21 protein-coding genes, 2 tRNA genes and 1 pseudogene are annotated in these 20,956 nt (G+C 67.8%); 21 read left to right on the top strand and 3 right to left on the bottom strand.

Translation table 11 applies throughout. From position 1 onward, the window contains the following. The first annotated feature begins 95 nt into the window (after nucleotides 1-95). The 4 genes from ACQ66H_RS20215 to ACQ66H_RS20200 all read left to right on the top strand — a co-directional run bounded on the left by ACQ66H_RS20215 (nucleotide 96) and on the right by ACQ66H_RS20200 (nucleotide 2,479). Entirely contained in the window at nucleotides 96-503 is a 408-nt protein-coding gene (locus tag ACQ66H_RS20215; RefSeq protein ID WP_430435506.1) for a COG4315 family predicted lipoprotein, read from the top strand. Nucleotides 504-542: 39 nt separating this feature from the next. Next, on the top strand, nucleotides 543-1,115 hold the full coding sequence (locus ACQ66H_RS20210) for a sigma-70 family RNA polymerase sigma factor (RefSeq protein WP_430435505.1): 573 nt from the start codon (nucleotides 543-545) through the stop codon (nucleotides 1,113-1,115). Further along, entirely contained in the window at nucleotides 1,112-1,834 is a 723-nt protein-coding gene (locus tag ACQ66H_RS20205) for an anti-sigma factor (protein WP_430435504.1), read from the top strand. The genes ACQ66H_RS20210 and ACQ66H_RS20205 overlap by 4 nt, the downstream gene beginning before the upstream one ends. 147 nt (nucleotides 1,835-1,981) lie before the next feature. After that, nucleotides 1,982-2,479 carry an FxDxF family PEP-CTERM protein gene (locus ACQ66H_RS20200; protein ID WP_019916221.1) on the top strand — a complete coding sequence of 166 codons (498 nt, stop codon included), beginning with the start codon at nucleotides 1,982-1,984 and terminating at the stop codon, nucleotides 2,477-2,479. Between the two features lies 1 nt (nucleotide 2,480). Here ACQ66H_RS20200 and ACQ66H_RS20195 read toward each other — a convergent pair whose 3' ends face one another. Together ACQ66H_RS20195 and ACQ66H_RS20190 are read right to left on the bottom strand one after the other, a co-directional pair. After that, entirely contained in the window at nucleotides 2,481-3,332 is an 852-nt protein-coding gene (locus tag ACQ66H_RS20195) for a DUF3293 domain-containing protein (protein WP_430435503.1), read from the bottom strand. 132 nt (nucleotides 3,333-3,464) lie between these two features. Further along, nucleotides 3,465-5,087, bottom strand: coding sequence for an ABC-F family ATPase (locus ACQ66H_RS20190; protein ID WP_430435502.1), 1,623 nt, complete (start codon nucleotides 5,085-5,087; stop codon nucleotides 3,465-3,467). A gap of 132 nt (nucleotides 5,088-5,219) precedes the next feature. Here ACQ66H_RS20190 and gshA point away from each other — a divergent pair, with 132 nt between their 5' ends. Genes gshA through ACQ66H_RS20175 form a run of 3 tightly spaced genes read left to right on the top strand, consistent with a single transcriptional unit; the run spans nucleotide 5,220 to nucleotide 8,521 of the window. Further along, nucleotides 5,220-6,542 (top strand): glutamate--cysteine ligase, encoded by a 1,323-nt coding sequence (gene gshA / locus ACQ66H_RS20185; RefSeq protein ID WP_430435501.1) that lies wholly within the window; start codon nucleotides 5,220-5,222, stop codon nucleotides 6,540-6,542. A gap of 7 nt (nucleotides 6,543-6,549) precedes the next feature. Then, nucleotides 6,550-7,500, top strand: coding sequence for a glutathione synthase (gene gshB, locus ACQ66H_RS20180; RefSeq protein WP_430435500.1), 951 nt, complete (start codon nucleotides 6,550-6,552; stop codon nucleotides 7,498-7,500). Then, the gene (locus tag ACQ66H_RS20175; protein WP_430435499.1) at nucleotides 7,472-8,521 is read left to right on the top strand and encodes an FAD:protein FMN transferase; all 1,050 of its coding nucleotides are present in this window, start codon (nucleotides 7,472-7,474) and stop codon (nucleotides 8,519-8,521) included. Before gshB ends, ACQ66H_RS20175 begins: the two co-directional genes overlap by 29 nt. A 25-nt stretch (nucleotides 8,522-8,546) precedes the next feature. Here the strand turns inward: ACQ66H_RS20175 and ACQ66H_RS20170 are convergent, their stop codons facing one another. After that, complete coding sequence (locus ACQ66H_RS20170) at nucleotides 8,547-9,650, bottom strand: diguanylate cyclase (protein ID WP_430435498.1); 1,104 nt, start codon at nucleotides 9,648-9,650, stop codon at nucleotides 8,547-8,549. A 120-nt stretch (nucleotides 9,651-9,770) separates the two neighbouring features. Here ACQ66H_RS20170 and ACQ66H_RS20165 point away from each other — a divergent pair, with 120 nt between their 5' ends. From ACQ66H_RS20165 to ACQ66H_RS20100, 14 genes and pseudogenes are all read left to right on the top strand, one after another. After that, entirely contained in the window at nucleotides 9,771-9,929 is a 159-nt protein-coding gene (locus tag ACQ66H_RS20165; protein ID WP_081627163.1) for a DUF2256 domain-containing protein, read from the top strand. Beyond that, nucleotides 9,922-11,463, top strand: coding sequence for a cryptochrome/photolyase family protein (locus tag ACQ66H_RS20160; protein WP_430435497.1), 1,542 nt, complete (start codon nucleotides 9,922-9,924; stop codon nucleotides 11,461-11,463). The genes ACQ66H_RS20165 and ACQ66H_RS20160 overlap by 8 nt, the downstream gene beginning before the upstream one ends. Before the next feature lie 325 nt (nucleotides 11,464-11,788). After that, on the top strand, nucleotides 11,789-12,235 hold the full coding sequence (ybgC, locus tag ACQ66H_RS20155; protein ID WP_425763758.1) for a tol-pal system-associated acyl-CoA thioesterase: 447 nt from the start codon (nucleotides 11,789-11,791) through the stop codon (nucleotides 12,233-12,235). After that, nucleotides 12,232-12,909, top strand: coding sequence for a protein TolQ (tolQ, locus tag ACQ66H_RS20150; protein WP_304000683.1), 678 nt, complete (start codon nucleotides 12,232-12,234; stop codon nucleotides 12,907-12,909). Before ybgC ends, tolQ begins: the two co-directional genes overlap by 4 nt. Before the next feature lie 24 nt (nucleotides 12,910-12,933). Beyond that, complete coding sequence (locus ACQ66H_RS20145) at nucleotides 12,934-13,344, top strand: ExbD/TolR family protein (RefSeq protein ID WP_430435668.1); 411 nt, start codon at nucleotides 12,934-12,936, stop codon at nucleotides 13,342-13,344. Further along, a pseudogene (locus tag ACQ66H_RS20140) lies at nucleotides 13,344-14,182 on the top strand (energy transducer TonB). The gene ACQ66H_RS20145 and the pseudogene ACQ66H_RS20140 overlap by 1 nt, the downstream one beginning before the upstream one ends. A 34-nt stretch (nucleotides 14,183-14,216) precedes the next feature. Continuing rightward, nucleotides 14,217-15,491 carry a Tol-Pal system beta propeller repeat protein TolB gene (gene tolB, locus ACQ66H_RS20135; protein WP_430435496.1) on the top strand — a complete coding sequence of 425 codons (1,275 nt, stop codon included), beginning with the start codon at nucleotides 14,217-14,219 and terminating at the stop codon, nucleotides 15,489-15,491. Between the two features lie 47 nt (nucleotides 15,492-15,538). Then, on the top strand, nucleotides 15,539-16,099 hold the full coding sequence (gene pal / locus ACQ66H_RS20130; protein WP_430435495.1) for a peptidoglycan-associated lipoprotein Pal: 561 nt from the start codon (nucleotides 15,539-15,541) through the stop codon (nucleotides 16,097-16,099). Beyond that, nucleotides 16,099-16,851 carry a tol-pal system protein YbgF gene (gene ybgF, locus ACQ66H_RS20125; protein WP_430435494.1) on the top strand — a complete coding sequence of 251 codons (753 nt, stop codon included), beginning with the start codon at nucleotides 16,099-16,101 and terminating at the stop codon, nucleotides 16,849-16,851. Before pal ends, ybgF begins: the two co-directional genes overlap by 1 nt. After that, nucleotides 16,848-17,540 carry a 7-cyano-7-deazaguanine synthase QueC gene (queC, locus tag ACQ66H_RS20120; protein ID WP_430435493.1) on the top strand — a complete coding sequence of 231 codons (693 nt, stop codon included), beginning with the start codon at nucleotides 16,848-16,850 and terminating at the stop codon, nucleotides 17,538-17,540. The genes ybgF and queC overlap by 4 nt, the downstream gene beginning before the upstream one ends. Nucleotides 17,541-17,586: 46 nt before the next feature. Then, complete coding sequence (locus ACQ66H_RS20115; protein WP_430435492.1) at nucleotides 17,587-18,702, top strand: YeeE/YedE family protein; 1,116 nt, start codon at nucleotides 17,587-17,589, stop codon at nucleotides 18,700-18,702. Nucleotides 18,703-18,783: 81 nt separating this feature from the next. Then, nucleotides 18,784-18,859 (top strand) — tRNA-Lys (locus ACQ66H_RS20110). Nucleotides 18,860-18,895: 36 nt separating this feature from the next. After that, a tRNA-Lys gene (locus ACQ66H_RS20105) sits at nucleotides 18,896-18,971 on the top strand. 255 nt (nucleotides 18,972-19,226) lie between these two features. Next, nucleotides 19,227-20,873 carry a flavin-containing monooxygenase gene (locus ACQ66H_RS20100; RefSeq protein ID WP_430435491.1) on the top strand — a complete coding sequence of 549 codons (1,647 nt, stop codon included), beginning with the start codon at nucleotides 19,227-19,229 and terminating at the stop codon, nucleotides 20,871-20,873. Nucleotides 20,874-20,956: the final 83 nt, after the last annotated feature.

The raw sequence follows: 20,956 nt of genomic DNA, 5'->3' as shown, positions 1-20,956 counted from the left end.
CCGCCGCGCCTGTCTCCGATACGTTCAGCCGTCCGTATATCGATCCGGACACACGATATCCGGGTGTCGAACCTCTGCAAGGAAGGAGAATCACGATGATCAGGAATGCCCTCTGTGCCGCGCTGCTGGGTGCGGTCTGCTGCGCTGTCCATGCCCAGTCCGTCGTCGGTTCGGCAGGACTGCTGACCGACGCCGCCGGCCGCGTGCTGTACACCTTCGACAAGGACGGCGACGGGAAAAGTGCCTGCTACGACCAGTGCGCCGCGCTGTGGCCGCCCTTCGTTGCAGCGGCCGATGCGCGTGCGTCGGGCGAGCACACGCTGGTCACGCGCAGCGACGGCAGCCGGCAATGGGCGGTCCGCGGCAAGCCGCTCTATTACTACGTGGGCGACAGCGAAGCCGGACAGACCACCGGCGACGGGCGCGGCGGCGTCTGGCATGTCGTGCGCGACAGCGACAAAGCGCCGGCCGAGGCCGGCAGCTACCGGCCGCGGGACTACTGATGGGCTGCGACCCGTCGATGAGCATGGCATCATGCGGCGATGCTCGATCCGGTCCAGCTTGAAAGGCTGCTGGCGCGCGTCGCACTGCGCGACCGGCAGGCCTTCCGTCAGCTCTACGATGCCTGCGCGCCGCAGCTGCTCGGGGTCGCGCTGCGTCTGCTGCGCCGGCGCGACCTGGCTGAAGACGTGCTGCAGGATGCCTTCACCAGCGTGTGGCACCGCGCCGACAGCTACCGTGCCGACGCCAGCCAGCCGATGACCTGGCTCACCTCGATTGTGCGCAACCGGGCACTCGACCTGCTCCGCGCGGAGTCCGTACGGCGGGCCGAATCGCTGGACGACGACGTAGACGGGCAGGGTGGTGTCGCCGCGCTGGGCGACGACCGCCCCAGCCCGCTCGGCCTGCTCGAACAGGCGGCCGACGCCCTGCATCTGCGCCGCTGCATAGACGACATCGACGGGCCGCAGCGCCAGTGTCTGGCGCTGGCCTACTACCACGGCCTGTCGCACTCGGAACTGGCGGAACACCTCGGCTCGCCGATCGGCAGTGTCAAGGTGTGGCTGCGCCGGGGCCTGGACAGGCTGCGCCGCTGCATGGAGCGGCTGGCATGAAATACGACCACCCGGAACTGCTCGACCGCCTCGCGGCCGCCTACGTGTTCGGCACGCTGGGCCGGCTGCCGCGGCGCCGCTTCGAGCGGCTGGTGCGGTCGAGCGAAGCGGCGGCGCGCGCGCTGCGCACCTGGGAAATGCATGGCGCCGCGCTGGCGGCTGCCGTGCCGCCGGTGCAGCCCTCGCCCGCGGTGTGGGCGGAGGTCGAACGGCGCACCGGCGCTGCACCGCGCCCGCGGCCGACGGCGCAGCGGCGCTGGCGCGATTGGCTGCGCCCGGCGCTCGGCTTCGCCTTCGGCCTGCTGGTGGCTGTCGGCGTGGTGCGCGAGCAGCCGCAGTGGGTGCTGCCGTCCGACCTGCCGGAACACGCCGTGCTGCCGGCCAGCTATGTCGGCCTGATGCTGGACGCCGCCGGCAAGCCTGCCGCGCTGGCGTCGTCGCGCCGGCACGGGGTGGAACTGAGCGTGAAGCTGCTGCAGCCGCTCGTCGTGCCGCAGGGTGCCCAGGCGGTGCTGTGGGCGCTTCCGAAAGACGCAGCGCCCTTCCGGCTCGGCGTTTTGCGCACCGACACCAAACAGGTGATCACGATGGCCGGCACGTCGGAAGCGCTGTTGTCCGCGGTGGGCGAGCTGGCGGTGTCGATCGAGCCGGTCGGCGCCACTGCACCGCAGCCGTCGGGCGACTTCCTGCTGCGAGGTCACTGCGTGAAGCTGTGGTGATCTGACGGTTCTGCAGCAGCGACGGTGACATCCGTCACGCTGCCGGCAAGTCCTTCGTCGCCCGGCTGTCTCCGCTGAAGCCCGGGCTCCGTAGATGACGAATGAAAGCAGACGCTTTCATCCTTCATTCATCCTACGGAGTCCGTCATGAACACTTCCATCCGCACCGCCCTGATCGCCGCATTGACCGTCCTGCCTGCGGCACACGCGAGCGCAGCCAGCGTCGATCTGGGCACTCTGGTCGCCGGCCAGTCCTTCAGCTTCGAACAGCAGCTCGGCAACTTCGCCGACAGCTTCAGCTTCACCGTCGGTGAGCCGGTCGATTTCACGCTCGATTTTTCCAACCTCGGGCTGGGGTCACGCGCCTCGTTGTCGGTATTCCTGAACGGCAACGAAATCGTCGGCACCTTCGGCCGCAATCTCACCTTCGCGTGGGGACCTTTCACCGGCGGTGGCAGCACCTTTCCGTTCGCCACGGGCACCGAATTCCTGGTGACCGTCGATGGCGTGGACAACACGCTGGCCGACGCGAGCTACCGGCTGGGCATCACCGCAGCAGTGCCGGAACCGGCCAGCGCCGCGATGCTGCTGGCCGGGCTGGCGGCGGTCGGCGCGGTGGCGCGCAGACGGATGAAGGGGCGCTGAGTCAGTCGGCCTGCCGGCGCACGCACCAGCGCAGCTGGGCCGTGCCGCCGGCATCGCCGGTAAGCACCGCGTTCTGGCCGAAGGCGGCGCCGATGCGCAGCGCCTCCTCGGCGGTCAGGCCGGCGCACAGCAGCGAAGGCTCGGTCCAGCCGGCTTCGGTCGTGCGGTTCTCGGCGTCGAGCAGCGGCAGGCCGCGCTGCGTCAGCAATGCGCGCAGTGCAGCGTGGGCGGCGCGGTTGGCGTCGTCGTCGCTGCGTGCGGACCACGGATTGGCGGCCGCCAGCAGCGCCCACTGTGTTGCGTTCTGCGTTGCCAGCCAGCGGTCCAGCGCCGGCGAGGGCGCACCGACGTGCAGTGTCGTTTCGCCGTCGGGCAGGGCCACGGCGTAGTCGGTGCCCTCGTAGGCGCCGGTCAGCGCGTCGCTGACGGCCACCGTCGGCAGGCCAAGACGGGCCAGCAGCGTGGCGCGCCACAGCGCCGCCGGTACGCGCGGGCGAGGCGCACCGTCGCGCTGCTTCGTGCTCCACACCGAACCGGGGAAGTGGGCGTCGTCCTGCCAGCGCGCGACGACGTGCCAGTGCAGGTGCGGCACCATATTGCCGAGGCTGCCGAGGTTGATCTTTTCCGGCTGCGCGATTTCGCGCACGCAGCGCTCGACCTGCCACACCACGTGCATCAGGTGATCGCGGTCGGCGTCGTTGAGGTCGGTCATTTCGCGCACGTGAGCGTTCCAGATCACGCGCAGAAAGGCCGGGTGATCGGCGTCGCGCGCGTCGATCACGCGCAGGCGGTCGTCGCGCCACAGCCAGTGATGGCCGGGCGCGTCGTCGCAGATAGGACAGGTGTGGGACATCTCGGTCACTCCGGCTGGCACTGCGCAACCCGCGACGGATGCAAAGGACGCCGCGCCGCCCGCAGGGCCGCCCCAAGGGCGAACGCAGCCCCCTTTGGGGGCTGCGAACGCAGTGAGCGTGGGGGCCTCATTTCAGTCGTCGATGCCTTGGCTGGCGAGGTAGTCCTCGTAGCCGCCGCGGTAATCAACGATCTGGCCGTCGCCGCGGACTTCGAGCACGCGGGTGGCCAGCGTGGACACGAACTCGCGGTCGTGCGACACGAAGAACAGCGTGCCGTCGAAGGCGTCGAGGCCGGCGTTCAGCGACTCGATCGATTCCATGTCCATGTGATTGGTCGGTTCGTCGAGCAACAGCACGTTGTTCCGCTGCAGCATGAGCCGGCCGAACATCATGCGGCCCTGCTCGCCGCCGGACAGCACGCGCACCGCCTTCTTCACGTCGTCACCGCCGAACAGCAGGCGGCCGAGCGTGCCGCGGATCAGCGTGATCGCGTCGTCGCCCTCGTAGCCGCCCTCGCGCACATAGCCGCTGATCCAGTCGGTCAGGTTGGCGTCGCTGTCGAAATCGGCTGAATGGTCCTGCGCGAAATAGCCGAGGCGGGCCTTTTCCGCCCACTTGATCGAGCCGTGCTGCGGCGTCAGTTCACCGACCAGCAGCTTCAGGAAGGTGGTCTTGCCGACGCCGTTCTCGCCGATGATGGCGACCCGGTCGCCACCGTCGAAGGTGGCGGTGAAGCCTTTCAGTATCTGCGGGCCGCCGTCGTAGCCGAACACCACGTTGTCCAGTTCGACCGCCTGCCGGTGCAGCTTCTCCTTCGGGTCGTAGTCGAAGCGTATCCACGGGTACTGGCGCGAGCTGGGCTTGAATTCCTCGATCTTGATCTTGTCGATCATCTTCAGACGCGAGGTGGCCTGCTTCGACTTCGACTTGTTGGCCGAGAAGCGGCGCACGAAGCTCTGCAGTTCGGCCACCCGTTCCTTCGCCTTCGCGTTGGCCGCTGACGCCCGCTCGCGCGCCTGCGTTGACGCCTCGATATAGTCGTCCCAGGTGCCCGGGTAGAGGCGGATGGTCGCGTAGTCCAGGTCGGCCATGTGGGTGCACACCTGGTTCAGGAAGTGGCGGTCGTGGCTGATGATGACCATCGTGCTGTTGCGCTCGTTCAGCGTGTGTTCGAGCCAGCGGATGGTGTTGATGTCCAGGTTGTTGGTCGGTTCGTCGAGCAGCAGGATGTCCGGGTTGGCGAACAGCGCCTGGCACAGCAGCACGCGCAGCTTCCAGCCCGGTGCGACCTGGCTCATCGGGCCGTTGTGCTGTTCGGTCGGGATGCCGACGCCGAGCAGCAGTTCGCCGGCGCGCGCCTCGGCGGTGTAGCCGTCGTATTCGGCGAACTGGCCTTCCAGTTCGGCGGCACGCATGTAGTCCTCTTCGGTCGCGTCCGGATTGGCGTAGATCGCGTCCTTTTCCTTCATGCAGGTCCACATTTCGGCGTGGCCCATCATGACCACGTCGAGCACGCGCTGGTCCTCGAACGCGAACTGGTCCTGGCGCAGGAAGGCCATGCGCTCGTGCGCGTCGATGGACACGTTGCCGGCGGTCGGTTCGAGCACGCCGGCGAGGATTTTCATGAAGGTCAACTTGCCGGCACCGTTGGCGCCGATCAGACCGTAGCGGTAACCGTCGCCGAACTTGATGCTGACGTTGTCGAAAAGCGGCTTGGCGCCGAACTGCATGGTGATGTTGGAAGCGGACAGCATGGAATTCACTAGGGTGTGGCATGCGCGGATGCGCAAGAAGCCCGGATTGTACCGGACCGGGGAGGCGACCCCGGCTGCGGGTGTAGAATCCGCGCGCCTGAACCTCATTGCGGATCGCGCCCGCTCACGCCCATGGTGCCTCACCTGACCACCGCGCTCACCGGCCCGCTGCTCGCGCTGGAGAGCCGATTTCTCGAACGCCAGACCGACATCGAACAGTGGTTCCGTTCGCAGTGGCTGGAGCACAGCCCGCCCTTCTATGCCTCGGTCGATCTGCGCAACGCCGGCTTCAAGCTGGCGCCAGTCGATACCAACCTGTTTCCGGGCGGCTTCAACAACCTGAACGCCGAATTCCTGCCGCTGTGCGTGCAGGCCACCATGACGGCCGTCGAGAAGCTGTGCCCGGAGGCACGCAACCTGCTGCTGGTGCCGGAAAACCACACGCGAAACCAGTTCTATCTGCGCAATGTCGCCCGGCTGGCGCAGATCCTGAAGCTGGCCGGTCTGAACGTGCGCATCGGCAGCCTGATTCCCGATCTCACCGGCCCGACGCCGCTCGACCTTGGCGACGGCCAGACGCTGACGGTTGAACCGCTGATCCGCCTGCCCGGCGGTCGGCGCATCGGCGTCGCCGGTTTCGATCCATGCGCCATCCTGCTCAACAACGACCTGTCGGCCGGCGTGCCCGAGCTGCTGCAGAACGTCAATGAGCAGACCTTCATCCCGCCGCTGCACGCTGGCTGGACCACGCGCCGCAAGTCGCAGCACTTCGATGCCTACAGCGAGGTCGCACGCAGCTTCTCGTCGGTCATGGACATCGATCCGTGGCTGATCGACCCGCTGTACGACGTGTGCGGCGACATCAACTTCCAGGAACGCAGCGGCGAGGAATGTCTGGCGACCCGGGTCGGTGCGCTGCTCGCCCGCATCCGTGAGAAGTACCAGCAGCACGGCGTCGATCACGAGCCCTTCGTCATCGTCAAGGCCGACGCCGGCACCTACGGCATGGGCATCATGACGGTGCGCGACCCGTCCGAGGTGGTCGGCCTGAACCGCAAGCAGCGCAACAAGATGGCGGTGGTGAAGGAGGGGCTGGAAGTCAGCTCGGTGCTGATCCAGGAAGGCGTGCCCACCTTCGAAAGTGTCGATGGCGGCGCGGCCGAACCGGTGGTCTACATGATGGATCGCTACGTCGTCGGCGGCTTCTATCGCGTGCATGGCGAGCGCGGCATCGACGAGAACCTGAATGCGCCGGGCATGCACTTCAAGCCGCTGGCTTTCGAGTCCTGCTGCTCGATGCCCGACCCGGGCTGCGCGCCGGACGCGCCGCCCAACCGCTTCTATGCCTATGGCGTGGTGGCCCGCCTCGCGCTGGTCGCGGCCAGCCTGGAACTCGAGCGCGGCCTGCCGATGAGTGCGGCGGAAGAGGCGCTCGAAGCGGAACTGAGGGGTTGAAGCGGACATGAACCTGCGCCTCGCCTTCATCGTCGATCCGCTCGACAAGCTCAAGCCGGCCAAGGATTCGAGCATCGCGATGATGCGCGAGGCGGCGCGGCGCGGTCACGAAATCTGGACCATCCAGCGCCCGAGCATGAGCCTGCACGGCGACGAGGTGATGGTGACCGCGACCCGCATCCAGCCGCAGCGCAGCCACGTGCCCTGGTACGTGGCGCTGGAGACGCAGCCGCGTGCACTGCGCGAATTCGACGCCGTGCTGATGCGTCAGGACCCGCCCTTCGATTTCGAGTACATCACCGCCACCTGGATGCTCGAGCGCGCGGTCGCCGCCGGCGTCCGCGTGTTCAACCATCCGCGCGCCATCCGTGATCACTCGGAGAAGGTGTCGATCTGCGAATTCCCGGAGCTGATCACGCCGACGCTGGTCAGCCGCGACGTCGCCGCCATCAATGCCTTCATCGACTCGCACACCGACTGCATCCTGAAGCCGCTCGATGGCATGGGCGGTTCGCGCATCTTCCGCGTGCGCGCCGACGACGCCAACCGCAACGTCATCATCGAAACGCTGACCGAGGACGGCGCGCGCACACTGATGGCGCAGCGCTTCATCCCGGAGATCGCGCAGGGCGACAAGCGCGTGCTGCTGATCGACGGCGAGCCGGTGCCCTACTGTCTGGCGCGCATCCCGAAGGCCGGCGAAACGCGTGGCAACCTGGCCGCGGGCGGTCGCGGCGTCGCCCAGCCCCTCTCCGAGTCCGACCTCGCGATTGCGCGCAAGCTCGGGCCCATCCTCGCGGCGCGCGGTCTGCTGCTGGTCGGGCTGGACGTGATCGGCGACCGGCTGACCGAGATCAACGTCACCAGCCCGACCTGCTTCGTCGAAATCACCGAACAGACCGGCTTCGACGTGGCCGCCATGTTCGTCGATGCGCTTGAACGTGCGACGACGCGCTGAGCGTTTCGCCGCCGCACTGCTCCTGTTTGCGCTGCTCGCCGGCTGCGGCAAGAAGGAGCCGGTCGAGCGCCAGGAGTCCTTCGTTTTCGGCACCCGCGTCGAAGTGGTCGTGTACGGCCTCAACCTCACGCAGGCGCGCGACGCGCTGGGTGAGGTGCTGCGTGAGTTCGACCGCCTGCACCGCAAACTGCACGCCTGGCAGCCGTCCGAGCTGACGCGGCTGAACACCGCCTTCGCGGCCGGGCAGACGGCCGACGTCGATGCCGAGACCGCCGCGCTGCTGGTCGAGGTACAGGCCGCCGCCGCGCGCGGCGAGGACCTGTTCAATCCGGCCGCCGGCGCACTGGTCGAGGCCTGGGGCTTTCACGCCGACGAATTCGTGCCGCGGCGGCCCGAAGCCGCCCGGCGCGACGCGCTGGTCGCGGCGAAGCCGCGCATGGCCGATCTCGTGATCACCCCCCGACCGGACGGTGGCGCCACGGTGTCCAGTCGCAACCCGGCGGTGCAGCTCGACCTCGGCGGCTACGGCAAGGGCTATGCGCTGGACCGCGCCGCCGCCATCCTGCGTGCACGCGGCGTCTGCTGTGCGCTGGTCAACATCGGCGGCAACGTGATGGCGCTGGGCAGCAAGGCCGGCACGCCGTGGCGCATCGGCATCCAGCACCCGCGCAAGCCGGAGGCGCTGGCCACGGTCGAACTGCACGACGGCGAGGCGATCGGCACCTCCGGCGACTACCAGCGCTTCTTCGAACTGGACGGCGAGCGCCTGTGCCACCTGATCGACCCGCGCAGCGGCGAGCCGGTGCGTCACACCCAGTCGCTGACCGTGCTGATGCCGGCAGGCCCGCAGGCCGGTGCCCGCTCCGACGCCGACAGCAAGCCGCTGTTCATCGTCGGTCGCGACGGCTGGCGCGCGCTGGCTGAACGCATGGGTATCGCGATGGCGCTGCGGGTGGACGCCGACGGTTCGGTGGACATGACGCCGCAGATGGCGCAGCGCACGGCGGCGCTGGCGCGTTGAAGCCGCCCGGTCGGCAGACCGTGCTTCAGTCGCCGTGCGTGCTGGCCGGCGCCGGCCCGCATTCGACCCGGTTGCGCCCGCCGGCCTTGGCGCGGTAGAGCGCCTTGTCCGCGTGTTGCAGCAGGTGCTCGGGCGACGTGGTGGTCGAACTGCGGCTGGCAACGCCGGCGCTGATGGTGAGCACGGGCGGGCGCTCCCAGCGCGCGTCCGCGACGTGCGTGCGGATGCGCTCGGCGACGGCGCGCGCGGTCACCGGTTCGGCGCCCGGCAGCACGACCAGAAATTCCTCGCCGCCGAAGCGCGCGACGTAGTCACTGGCGCGCAGCGCCTCGCCGATCAGCCGGGCTACGCGACGCAGCACCTCGTCGCCGTGGGGGTGGCCGTAGCTGTCGTTCACGTCCTTGAAGTGATCGACGTCGATCAGACAGACGGACAGCGGCAGTTGCAGCCGGCTGGCGAGCGCGAACTCCTCGCCCAGTCGCGCCTCCCCTGCGCGGCGGTTGCCGCTGCCGGTCAGCGCGTCCACATGGACTTCGGTTGCCAGCTCCTCGCAGCGCGTCTGCAACGCCTGCCGCTGGCGTTCAAGCAGTTCGTGCTGCTGGCGCAGTTCCCGCGTCAGCGCATGCAGCTGCTGTACACGCATGCGCAGGTGCAGCTGCGCTTCGGCCTGCGCTGCCAGCGCGCCCAGCTGGTCCAGCTGGCGAAGGTCGAGGCTGCGCGGCTTGAAATCGATCAGGCAGAAGGTGCCCAAGGGCAGGCCGTCCGGGTTGAGCAGGGTGATGCCGGCATAGAAGCGGATGCCGGGCGCGCCGACCACCAGCGGGTTGTCGGCGAAGCGCGGATCGTTCAGCGTGTCCTCGATCACCATGCGTCCCCGCGGCGAGACAATGGTGTGCGTGCACAGCGCGGCGTCGCGTCGCGTTTCGCGCAGGCACAGTCCGTGCGCCGACTTGAACCACTGGCGCGATTCGTCGATCAGGCTCACCAGCGCTACCGGCATGTCGAACAGTTGCGCCGCCAGCGCGGTCAGCGCGTCGAACGCCGGTTCCGGCGGTGTGTCGAGCACGCACAGATCGCGCAAGGCCTGCAGGCGCTGCGCCTCGTCATCCGGGAAAGGGGCTGTCTTCATCAACGCTCTATCGGGCAGGTGTACGGTTCGCTTGAGTGAATTCCGGTTACGGGCGCAGCGGATGAAACCCGCAGGCGGGCAGACTGTCCAGAGGCGGGCACCAAGACCGCGAGAACGTCGATGAAGTCCCGACACAAGGGCAACAAATCCTTCCTGCCAAGCAAGCCGTGTGCGGTCTGCGGCCGCGACATGACATGGCGCCGCGCCTGGCGGAACAACTGGGCCGAGGTGAAGTACTGCTCCGAGGCCTGCCGCCGCAAAGGATGCGCAGATGACTGATGTCCGCCATCTGGTTCTGGTGCTCGGCGACCAGCTCGATCACGCGTCGGCCGCCTTCGAAGGCTTCGATCCGGCCCGCGATCGCGTGCTGATGATCGAGGCGGCGGGCGAATCGACCCATGTCTGGAGCCACAAGGCGCGCAGCGCGCTCTTCCTGTCGGCCATGCGCCATTTCGCCGACGCGCTGCGTGACCGTGGCTGGACGGTCGATTACCGCGCGCTGGGCGACGGCGACAGCGAAGACCTGGTCAACATACTTGCCGCACGGCTGCGCCGCCACGCGCCCGGCAAGCTGGTGCTGGTCGAGCCGGGCGAATGGCGGCTGGAACAGGCGATCCGCGCGCTGTGCGAGCGTGAGCGGGTGGTGCTCGATCTGCGTGACGACCTTCATTTCATGATTTCGCGCACCGGTTTTGCCGACTGGGCGAAGAAGTACCGGCAGCTGCGCATGGAGTTCTTCTACCGCATGATGCGCGAGCGCCACGGCGTGCTGATGGAGGGTGGCGAGCCGGCGGGCGGCCGCTGGAACTTCGACGCCGACAACCGCAGCGGCTTCGGCCGCAAGGGGCCCGGCCTGGTGCCACCGCCACTGCGCTTCGAGCCGGACGCGATCACCCGCGAGGTGATTGCCGAAGTCGAGGCGCGCTTCGCCGGCCACCCGGGCTCGACCGACGTCTTCGACTGGCCGGTCACGCGCGAACAGGCGCTGGCCGCCCTTGCCGACTTCGTCGAGCACCGGCTCGAACTGTTCGGCCACCACCAGGACGCGATGTGGACCGGCCAACCCTGGCTGTGGCATGCGCGGCTGAGCGCGGCGATGAACCTGAAGCTGCTGTCGCCGCGCGAAGTGGTCGCCGCCGCGGTGGCCGCCTGGCGCGAGCGCGGCCTGCCGCTGCAGTCGGTCGAGGGCTTCGTGCGCCAGGTGATCGGCTGGCGCGAATTCATCCGCGGCATGTACTGGCTGGACATGCCGCGCCTGCGCGACGCCAATCACTATGGCCATGTCCGCGCGCTGCCACGCTGGTACTGGACCGGCGACACCGGCATGAACTGCATGCGCGCCGCCATCGGCCAGACGCTGCGCCACGGCTACGCCCACCACATCCAGCGCCTGATGGTGACCGGCCAGTTCGCGCTGCTGGCGGAGATTGCCCCGCGGCAGGTCGAGGACTGGTATCTGGCGGTCTATGTCAACGCGGTCGAGTGGGTGGAACTGCCGAACGTGGCCGGCATGGCGCTGTACGCCGACGGCGGCCGCTTTACCAGCAAGCCCTACGTTGCCAGCGGTGCCTACATCCAGCGCATGAGCAACTACTGCGACGGTTGCCGCTACAGCCCGTCGGCGCGCAGCGGTGAGGCGGCCTGTCCGGTGACCGTGCTGTACTGGCATTTCCTCGACCGCCACGAGGCCGAATTCGCCGCCAATCCGCGCACCGCATTGATGGCGAAGAATCTGCAGAAGCTCGCGCCGGCCGAGCGGGCGGCGATAGGCGAGCGTGCCAGGCAGATGCTGGAGAAGCTCGACGATCTGTGAGCATGCGGCTGACAGGTCCTTCCCGCTAGGAACAGGAGTGCTCCCGGTCACGGCTCGGAGCAGGTTTCTTGCCGGACGCGCCGATCTGGCAGGGTCGGGGTTGCGTGGGAGCGAGCTTGCTCGCGATGACAACCTTGATCGGAGTTCGAGGCCCGCGGAAGCCGCATCGCGACCAGAGGTCGCTCCCACAGAAGCGCTCCATGCCGCCGTCGGGCCCGATTTCAGGGTGCAGGTCTCTCCGCCGCCAGGCTGTTACATCCCCTTTCCAAGCGAATTTGCTGCCCTGCGCAAAGCCGGGGGCGCGGGTCGGGTAAAATCCCGCGCCATGACTTCACCAGCGCAGCACGTTGCCGGCTTTTCGTGGCCGGTACGCGTCTACTACGAAGATACCGACAGCTTCGGCGTGGTGTACTACGCGAACTACTTCCGCTTTCTCGAACGTGCGCGCACCGAATGGCTGCGCGCGCTCGGCTTCGACCAGGTCGAGATGGCGGCGGCGGGCGTCGGCTTCGTCGTGCGTTCGGTACAGGGCGAATACCTGAAGCCAGCCCGCTTCAACGACATGCTCGAAGTGCGCAGCCACATCGCGTCAACCACGCGTGCCGCGGTCGATTTCGTGCAGCGCCTCTACCGCGGTGACGAACTGCTGTTCGACGGCAGGGTCCGTGTGGTGTCGATCGACATGGCGAAGAACCGTCCGGTATCGCTGCCCGCGGCGCTGCGTGAGCGTCTTCTTCCTTCCATCCAGCCTTCAGTCCCCTCCCTCACATGAATCTTTCCGAAGACCTTTCGATCATTTCGCTCGTGATGCAGGCCAGCCTGCTGGTCAAGCTGGTGATGGCGCTGCTGGTCGGCATTTCCTTCATGAGCTGGTACTGGATCTTCCGCAAGTCCTTCGCCATCCGCGCGGCGCGGCTCAGTTCGGACAAGTTCGAGCTTGAGTTCTGGTCCGGCGGCGACCTCAATGCGCTGTTCCAGAGCGCGGCCAACGACCGCCACAACGCTGGCGGCATGGAGCGCATCTTTGAGGCGGGTTACCGCGAATTCACCAAGCTGCGCGGGCGGCAGAACATCGACACCGCCACGGCCGTGGACGGCGCCCGGCGCGCGATGCGCGCCACCTACCAGCGCGAGCTGGACGAGCTGGAATCGCACACCGCCTTCCTTGCGTCAACCGGTTCGGTCAGCCCCTACATCGGCCTGTTCGGTACCGTCTGGGGGATCATGAACGCCTTCCGCGGCCTGTCCAACGTCGGTCAGGCCACGCTGGCCCAGGTCGCGCCGGGCATCGCCGAAGCGCTGGTCGCGACCGCGATCGGCCTGTTCGCCGCCATCCCGGCGGTGGTCGCCTACAACCGCTTCGCGCACGACATCGACCGCATTTCCATCCGCTGGGAGAGCTTCATGGAAGAGTTCTCCAACATCCTGCAGCGTCAGGCCCGGTAAGCCGCGATGAGAAGACAGCGCCGCATGATGAACCAGATCAACGTCGTGCCTTACATCGACGTGATGCTGGTGCTGCTCGTCATCTTCATGGTCGCGCCGCAGGCCACGCCGACCGGCAGCATCGAACTGCCCAGCGTTGGCCAGGCCTCGCAGACGCCGGCGCAGCCCATCGAGGTGATGGTGAAGGCTGACGGCAAGCTCGCGCTGCGCGACCGCGACAAGGGTGGCAAGGAAGAGGCGGTCACGCGTGACACGCTGGTGAGCCGCCTGCGCGACATGCAGGGTGGCGACGCCGGTCGCGCGCTGGTCGTGGCCGGCGACAAGGCGGTGCGCTACGAGGAAATCCTGCGCGTGATGGATACGCTGCAGGGCAATGGTTTTACCCGCATCGGCCTGCTGGTGCAGACCGGGCAGAACGCGAAACCGGCCCGCTGATGCGCGATCTCGCCCTGAATCGTCCGCAGCCCGGCAAGTGGCAGTCGGCCGCATTGGCCGCCGGCATGCACCTGCTGCTCGGTCTGTTCCTGTTCTACAGCGTGCGCTGGCAGACCAGCCAGCCGGCCGCGGTGCAGGTCGAGCTGGTCGGCAGCCTGCCGCCGATCGAGGCACCGGTGCGTCCGCCGCCGCCGCCGGAACCGGTGGTCGAGAAACAGCCGGAGCCGGTGGTGGAACCGCCACCGCCCCCGCCGCCGCCGAAGCCGGACATCGCGATCAAGGAGCCGCCGAAGCCGAAGACGCCGCCCAAGGTTGAGCCGAAACCCGAACCCAGGCCGAAGCCGGTTGAAAAGAAGCCGGAACCCAAGCCCGAGCCCAAGGTCGAGAAGAAACCGGAGCCCAAGGCGCCGGCCAAGCCGGACAACCGGCTGGAGCAGGAGCTGCAGGACAAGCTGCTGAAGGAATCGCTGGCGCGCGAAAGCGCCGACCAGATGCGCCGCCAGGCCGCTCAGGAAGCCGATCTGATGGCCAAGCTGGCAGCCGACGGCGCGCGCAGCAAGGCGCGCGAAACCTGGGCCGGCCGCATCAGCGCCAAGGTGAAGCCCAACGTGGTGGTGCCGCCCGGCGTGTCCGGCAATCCGGAAGCGGTGGTGGCAATTTCGCTGCTGCCCGACGGTTCGGTGGTCGGCGAGCCCAAATTGAGACAGTGACCGGCAATGCGGCGCTGGATGCGGCGATACTGCGCGCCATCGTGAAGTCGTCGCCGCTGCCCAAGCCGGAAGACCCGGCCGTATTCGAGCGCAACCTGGAACTGAAATTCCGGCCGCTGGCCGAGTGACCGGCGCCTGCAGACACTTTACGGAAAGGATCCGATGATCAAGCTCTTCAGACTGATGGCCGCCGCGCTGCTGTTCGCCGCGCAGTTCGCCCACGCCCAGCTCACGGTCGAAATCACCGGTGCCGGTGCCAACCGCATTCCGATCGCCATCGCCAATTTCGCCGGCGAGGGCCTGCTGCCGCAGGCGCTGGTCGGCGTCGTGCGCGCCGACCTGGAGCGCAGCGGTCTGTTCAAGCTGGTCAACCCGGGCTCGAGCCCGGTGCACCAGGACGCCGCCGTCAACCTCAACCAGTGGAAGGACCGCGGTGCCGACGCGCTGGCGCTGGCCAGCATCCTGCCGGTGCCGGGCGGGCGCTACGAGGTGCGCATGCGCCTGTACGACATCGCGCGGCAGGGCAAGCCGGACGGCATGATTTTCGTGTTCGCGCCGGCCACCGTGCGGGAAACCGGCCATCGCATCGCCGACTTCATCTACGAAAAGATGACCGGCGAGCGCGGCGTGTTCAACACGCAGATCGCCTACGTGGTGAAGAAGGGCACACGCTTCGAACTGACCATCGACGACGCCGACGGGCAGAACCCGCGCATCGCGCTGCGCTCGGCCGATCCGATCATCTCGCCGACCTGGTCGCCGGACGGCACGCGCCTCGCCTATGTGTCCTTCGAGGCGAAGAAGCCCATCATCTACGTGCATTCGCTGACCTCGACCTCGCGCTCGGTGGTGGCGAACTTCAAGGGATCGAATTCCGCGCCGGCCTGGGCGCCGGACGGCAAGCGTCTGGCCGTCGTGCTGACCAAGGACGGCTCGTCGCAGATCTACACGATCAACGCCGACGGCAGCGGTCTGACACGCGTGGCCGGATCCAGCTCGATCGACACCGAACCGCAGTTTTCGCCGGACGGCCAGTACATCTATTTCACCTCTGACCGCGGCGGCAGCCCGCAGATCTATCGCGTGCCGGCCAGCGGCGGCAACGCCGAGCGCATTACCTTCGAAGGCAGCTACAACGTGACGCCGCGCCTGTCGCCGGACGGCAAGACGCTGGCCTACGTGTCGCGCAACGGCGGCCGCTTCCAGATCACGGCAATGGATCTGGCGACGCGGCAGACGCAGATCCTCACCGACTCGTCGCGCGACGAGTCGCCGTCCTTCGCACCGAACGGCCGGATGATCCTGTATGCCTCCGAGATCGGTGGACGCGGCGTGCTGTCGGCGGTGTCGGCCGACGGCCGCGTCAAGCAGAAACTGTCCGGGCAGGCTGGCGGCGATGTCCGCGAGCCGGCCTGGGGCCCGTTCAACAAACCGTAAGTACCGTCACAACCCCACGCAGTAGCGAAACCAGAGAGGCCAACACCATGCGCACCCATACCAAGCTTTCCATCGCAGCCCTGACGCTGGCCGTGCTGGCCGGCTGCTCGTCCACCGGTCCGGAGCAACCCGCCGCGCCGACCGAGGACAAGTCTCCGACCGCACCGACCGGCCCCTCCGTGTCGCCGGTGACGCCGCCGTCGGTCAACGGCAAGAAGATGACCGCCGAAGAGGCGCTGCTCGCCCAGCTGAAGGACCCGAACAGCCCGCTGTCCAAGCGCATCATCTACTTCGACTACGACAGCTACGTCATCAAGGACAGCTACGCCAGCCTGATTTCGGCGCACGCCAAGTTCCTGACCGCCAACCCGAAGTTCAAGATGCTCATCCAGGGCAACACCGACGAGCGCGGTTCGCGCGAGTACAACCTGGCGCTGGGCCAGAAGCGGGCCGAAGCGGTCAAGCGCGCGCTGATGCTGCTGGGCGTGCAGGAAGCGCAGCTGGAGTCGGTCAGCCTGGGCGAAGAGAAGCCGCGCATGATGGGCAGCGACGAAGCGTCGTACGCCGAGAACCGCCGCTCGGAAATGCTCTATTCGGGTGAGTTCTGATGCAGGCCCGCAACGGGGTCGCGGCGGCGCTCGCCGCGCTGTTCATCGTCGCGGCTCCGGCGCGGGCTGCGCTGTTCGATGACGAGATCGCGCGCCAGCGCATCGAGGACCTGCGCGCCGATACCAAGGCGCGTATCGGCAAGCTCGAAACGCAGCTCGAACAGTCGCAGCGCACGCAGCTCGATCTGAGCAACCAGATCGAGGCGCTGCGCGGCGAAATTGCCAAGCTGCGCGGCCAGGTCGAGGTGCTCACCTACGAGCTGGAGGCATCCACCAAGCGGCAGAAGGACTTCTACCTCGATCTCGACACCCGCCTGCGTGCGCTGGAAACGAAGCCGGTCGCTGCGGCCGAGCCCGAGGTCAACCCGGCAGCCGAGCCGCGCGACTACGAGGCAGCGCTGAACCTGCTCAAGGGCGGCAAGTACGCCGAGGCGCAGCTGGCCTTCGAAGCCTTCATCAAGAGCTGGCCGAAAAGCAGTTTCCAGCCTGCTGCCCACTACTGGGCGGCCAGCGCCGCCTTCCAGACCAAGGCCTACTCGCGCGCCGCCGAGCTGTACCAGCAGGTGCATGCGCAATGGCCGGCCGACGTGCGGGCGCCGGAAGCGTTGATCGGACTGGCCAACACGCAGCAGATCCAGGGTGATGCCAAGGGTGCGAAGAAGACGCTGGACATGGTGATCGCCCAGTATCCGGGCACGCCGTCGGCCGACGTCGCGCGCCAGCGCATCAAGCAGGCGGCGCAGAAGAAGTGAGCGGGCAGGGCAGAGGCGGCAGGGCCGCGGTCGTGCTGCTGTCCGGCGGCCTCGATTCGGCCACCGTGCTGGCGATGGCGCGTGCGCAGGGGCTCGACTGCCACTGCCTGTCGCTCGACTACGGCCAGCGGCACCGGGCGGAGCTGGTGGCTGCCGAGCGGGTGGCTACGGCGCTCGGTGCAGCCAGCCACCGTACCATTGCCCTCGATCTGCGCGCCTTCGGCGGCTCGGCGCTGACCGACAGCGCGATCGACGTGCCGACCGGCGGCGTGGTGCCCGGCATCCCGGTCACCTACGTGCCGGCGCGCAACACCATCATGCTGTCGCTGGCGCTCGCCTGGGCCGAAGTGCTTGGCGCGCAGGACATCTTCTGCGGCGTCAATGCGGTGGACTACTCCGGCTACCCCGACTGCCGGCCGGAGTACATCAAGGCTTTCGAGGCGATGGCCAACCTGGCGACCAAGGCAGCGGTCGAGGGCGCGCGGCTCACCGTGCACGCGCCGCTGATCGACCTCACCAAGGCGGGTATCATCCGTGCCGGCGCGCAGCTCGGCGTCGATTACGCGCTGACCGTGTCCTGCTACCAGGCCGACGATGAAGGCCGCGCCTGCGGTGTGTGCGACTCCTGCCGCTTGCGGCGCGAGGGATTCGCGGCAGCCGGGGTGGCGGACCCGACGCGCTACCGCTGAACCGTCGTCCCGCATTCCGGGGCGGCGTTACCGCTCCGGAACGACGATGGAACTGAACATCCACACCGAAACACTGGCAGCCGTGTTCGCGCTGTCTGTCGCGCTGGGCGCGCTGACCTCGCGCACCGGCTTCTGCACCATGGGTGCGGTGTCCGACTGGATCAATATCGGCGACCTCGGCCGCATGCGCTCGTGGATGCTGGCGATCGCCACCGCGATGGCCGGCCTGGTCGGGCTCGAATCGGCGGGCGTGGTCAACCTCAGCACCACCTATCCGCCCTACCGCACGCCGCAACTCGCCTGGCTGCGCTACATCGTCGGTGGCCTGATGTTCGGCGTCGGCATGACGCTGGCCAGCGGCTGTGGCAACAAGACGCTGGTGCGAATCGGCGGCGGCAACCTGAAGTCGCTGTTCGTGCTGGCGGTTGGCGCCGTGTTCGCCTATCTGATGATCTTCACCGACTTCTATGCCAGCACCTTCGGCTGGATGAACGACTGGACGCTGTCGCTCGACGCCCGCGGCATCGACTCACAGGCGCTGGGTTCCGTCGTCGCCGGTGCGGTCGGCGGTGACGCCGCCACGCTGAATCGCGCACTGGCCTGGATCATCGCCGCCGCGCTGGCCGTGTGGGCCTTCGCTTCGGCCGATTTCCGCCGCAATATCGACCATGTGGCCGGCGGCATCGGCTTCGGTCTGGCGGTGCTGGCGGGCTGGTGGCTGACCGCCGGCCCGCGCGCGGCGGCGTGGAAGGAGTGGGCCGAATTTGCCGACGTCATGCCGAGCCGGGTCGAGGCGCAGTCCTACACCTTCGTCGGCCCGATGGCCGACGGCGCGCGCTGGCTGCTCGATCCGACCAACACAGCGCTGCTCAACTTCGGCCTGATGGCGCTGGCCGGCGTCGTTGTCGGCGCCTTTATCCATGCCCTTGCCAGCGGAAAATTCCGCGTTGAGTGGTTCCGCGGCACCGCCGACGTCCTGCGTCACGGCATCGGCGGCGCGCTGATGGCCATCGGTGGCGTGCTCGCCTCCGGCTGCAGCGTCGGCCAGGGCATCACCGGCGTATCGACGCTGGCGCTGGGTTCTGCGATTGCGCTGCTCTCCATCATCGCCGGCTCGGCGCTGACGATGAAGGCGACCATGTGGTGGCTGATGCGCGACTGAGCTGCAAGGTGTGTCTGGAGTCAAATTCCGGGTTGACAGAGCCCTTTCGCTCACCTATAGTCCGCGGTCTTCGCAAGGCGAGGGTCGGTAGCTCAGTCGGTAGAGCAGCGGACTTTTAATCCGTTGGTCGCGAGTTCGAGTCTCGCCCGACCCACCACTCGGTGGGCCGAAGCAGTACGCGAAGCCAGTTTCCGGGTTGTTAGCTCAGTTGGTAGAGCAGCGGACTCTTAATCCGTAGGTCGAGTGTTCGAGCCACTCACAACCCACCAGATGCAGTAAGCAAAAGGCCAGTTCTCCGGAACTGGCCTTTTTCTTTTCGTGCGTGCCCCGCCTCCGGGCTGTCCCCGACCTGAGCCGGGCGGCCTCGCGAACATTCCCCCGCAGCCCTCTCCCGGATCGTTCAAAGATTTGCCGGGATTGTTCAAGCCCGTCCGTCCGCCCATCCCTACAGTCAGCGCCAGATGGTCCCGCCCTGCGCGGGGGCATTCCGGGTTCTGCACATAGCCAAAATGACGGAGGGGAAGATGGGCGAAGCAACTGTGGCCGCAAAAGCGGCGGGAGCGACCGACGGCGCGAACACCTTCGACGCGGTGGTGATCGGGGCCGGCGTGGCCGGGCTGTACCAGGTCTATCGGCTGCGCGAGATGGGCATGTCGGTGCAGGGCTTCGAAGCCGGGTCAGGCGTCGGCGGCACCTGGTACTGGAACCGCTATCCGGGCGCGCGTTTCGATTCCGAGGCGGAGATCTACCAGTACTGGTTCGACGAGGCCATGTTCAAGAACTGGCAGCCGAGCGAGCGCTTCCCGGCGCAGCCGGAAACCGAGCGCTGGCTGAACTACGTCGCTGATCGCGCCGACCTGCGCAAGCACTTCCGCTTCGACACCCGCGTCACCGCGGCGCGCTACGACGAAGCGAAGCGGCAGTGGGCGGTCACCACCGACGCCGGCGACACGGTGACGGCGCGCTTCCTGATCTGCTGCACAGGCATGCTGTCGGCGCCGTTGACCTCGGTGTTCCCGGGGCAGGACAGCTTCCGGGGGCAGATCTTCCACACGGCACGCTGGCCGAAGGAACGGGTCGAGTTCGTCGGCAAGCGGGTCGGCGTGGTCGGTACCGGTGCCACCGGCATCCAGGTGATCCAGACCATTGCGCCGCAGGTCGGCCACCTGAAGGTGTTCCTGCGCACGCCGCAGTACGTGATACCGATGCGCAACCCGAAGTACAGCCCGGCCGACTGGGCCAAGCAGGGCGAGCGCTTCGCCGAGATCCGCGATCGCGTGGCGCACACCTTCTCCGGCTTCGAATACGACTTCGAGAACGGCGCCTGGGCCGACCTCACGCCGGCGCAGCGCACCGAAGTGCTGGAGCGGCTGTGGGCCGACGGATCGCTGTCGCTGTGGCTGGCCTCCTTCGCCGAAATGTTCTTCGACGAGAAGGTGAACGCCGTGGTGTCCGAATTCGTGCGCGACAAGATGCGTGCGCGCATCAAGGACCCGGCGCTGTGCGACAAGCTCATTCCGACGACCTACGGCTTCGGCACCCACCGCGTGCCGCTGGAGAGCAACTATCTCGAGGTGTACCACCAGCCCAATGTCGAGATCGTCAACGTGAAGCAGGCGCCGATCGAGCGCATCGTGCCCGAGGGCGTCATGACCGCCGACGGCACCGTCCATGCGCTCGACATCCTGGTGCTCGCCACCGGCTTCGACGCCGGCTCGGGCGCGCTCACCCGCATCGACATCCGCGGCCGCGAGGGCCGTTCGCTGAAGGAGGAGTGGGGCCAGGAAATCCGCACCACGATGGGCCTGCAGGTGCACGGCTATCCCAACCTGTTCACCACCGGCGCGCCGCTGGCGCCGTCGGCTGCGCTGTGCAACATGACCACCTGCCTGCAGCAGCAGGTCGACTGGATCACCGCCTGCATCCGCTCGATGCGCGACAAGGGCCAGCAGGTGATCGAGCCGTCGAAGGCGTTGCAGGACCAGTGGGTCGCCCACCACGACGAGACGGCGAACAGGACGCTCGTGGTGAAGACCGACTCCTGGTACATGGGCACCAACGTCGCCGGCAAGCCGCGCCGCCTGCTGTCCTACATCGGCGGCGTCGGCACCTACCGTCAGAAGTGCGACGAGGTCGCGGCCAGCGGCTATCGCGGCTTCACCTTCGCCTGATCGGCGATGCACCCGGCCGGCATCGCCGGCCGGGCCCGGACACAGCGCCGCACCACCCGGTGACGGCGACGACGGAGGAGCAG

The sequence above is a fragment of the Methyloversatilis sp. genome, from assembly GCF_965284615.1.
Taxonomy (GTDB): domain Bacteria; phylum Pseudomonadota; class Gammaproteobacteria; order Burkholderiales; family Rhodocyclaceae; genus Methyloversatilis.
Note: the sequence above shows the minus strand (reverse complement) of the source record. Positions and strands in the feature narration are given on the sequence as shown.

What these genes read in the sequence shown, in the direction of transcription:
- ACQ66H_RS20215 (WP_430435506.1), top strand. Translation starts at nt 96, where the DNA reads ATGATCAGGAATGCCCTCTGTGCCGCGCTGCTGGGTGCGGTCTGCTGC.
- ACQ66H_RS20160 (WP_430435497.1), top strand. Translation starts at nt 9,922, where the DNA reads ATGACTGATGTCCGCCATCTGGTTCTGGTGCTCGGCGACCAGCTCGAT.
- ACQ66H_RS20170 (WP_430435498.1), bottom strand. Translation starts at nt 9,650, where the DNA reads ATGAAGACAGCCCCTTTCCCGGATGACGAGGCGCAGCGCCTGCAGGCC.
- tolB (WP_430435496.1), top strand. Translation starts at nt 14,217, where the DNA reads ATGATCAAGCTCTTCAGACTGATGGCCGCCGCGCTGCTGTTCGCCGCG.
- ACQ66H_RS20115 (WP_430435492.1), top strand. Translation starts at nt 17,587, where the DNA reads ATGGAACTGAACATCCACACCGAAACACTGGCAGCCGTGTTCGCGCTG.
- gshA (WP_430435501.1), top strand. Translation starts at nt 5,220, where the DNA reads ATGGTGCCTCACCTGACCACCGCGCTCACCGGCCCGCTGCTCGCGCTG.
- ACQ66H_RS20100 (WP_430435491.1), top strand. Translation starts at nt 19,227, where the DNA reads ATGGGCGAAGCAACTGTGGCCGCAAAAGCGGCGGGAGCGACCGACGGC.
- ACQ66H_RS20210 (WP_430435505.1), top strand. Translation starts at nt 543, where the DNA reads ATGCTCGATCCGGTCCAGCTTGAAAGGCTGCTGGCGCGCGTCGCACTG.
- ACQ66H_RS20200 (WP_019916221.1), top strand. Translation starts at nt 1,982, where the DNA reads ATGAACACTTCCATCCGCACCGCCCTGATCGCCGCATTGACCGTCCTG.
- ACQ66H_RS20165 (WP_081627163.1), top strand. Translation starts at nt 9,771, where the DNA reads ATGAAGTCCCGACACAAGGGCAACAAATCCTTCCTGCCAAGCAAGCCG.
- gshB (WP_430435500.1), top strand. Translation starts at nt 6,550, where the DNA reads ATGAACCTGCGCCTCGCCTTCATCGTCGATCCGCTCGACAAGCTCAAG.
- ACQ66H_RS20195 (WP_430435503.1), bottom strand. Translation starts at nt 3,332, where the DNA reads ATGTCCCACACCTGTCCTATCTGCGACGACGCGCCCGGCCATCACTGG.
- tolQ (WP_304000683.1), top strand. Translation starts at nt 12,232, where the DNA reads ATGAATCTTTCCGAAGACCTTTCGATCATTTCGCTCGTGATGCAGGCC.
- ACQ66H_RS20190 (WP_430435502.1), bottom strand. Translation starts at nt 5,087, where the DNA reads ATGCTGTCCGCTTCCAACATCACCATGCAGTTCGGCGCCAAGCCGCTT.
- ACQ66H_RS20205 (WP_430435504.1), top strand. Translation starts at nt 1,112, where the DNA reads ATGAAATACGACCACCCGGAACTGCTCGACCGCCTCGCGGCCGCCTAC.
- pal (WP_430435495.1), top strand. Translation starts at nt 15,539, where the DNA reads ATGCGCACCCATACCAAGCTTTCCATCGCAGCCCTGACGCTGGCCGTG.
- ACQ66H_RS20175 (WP_430435499.1), top strand. Translation starts at nt 7,472, where the DNA reads ATGCGCTTGAACGTGCGACGACGCGCTGAGCGTTTCGCCGCCGCACTG.
- ybgF (WP_430435494.1), top strand. Translation starts at nt 16,099, where the DNA reads ATGCAGGCCCGCAACGGGGTCGCGGCGGCGCTCGCCGCGCTGTTCATC.
- ybgC (WP_425763758.1), top strand. Translation starts at nt 11,789, where the DNA reads ATGACTTCACCAGCGCAGCACGTTGCCGGCTTTTCGTGGCCGGTACGC.
- ACQ66H_RS20145 (WP_430435668.1), top strand. Translation starts at nt 12,934, where the DNA reads ATGATGAACCAGATCAACGTCGTGCCTTACATCGACGTGATGCTGGTG.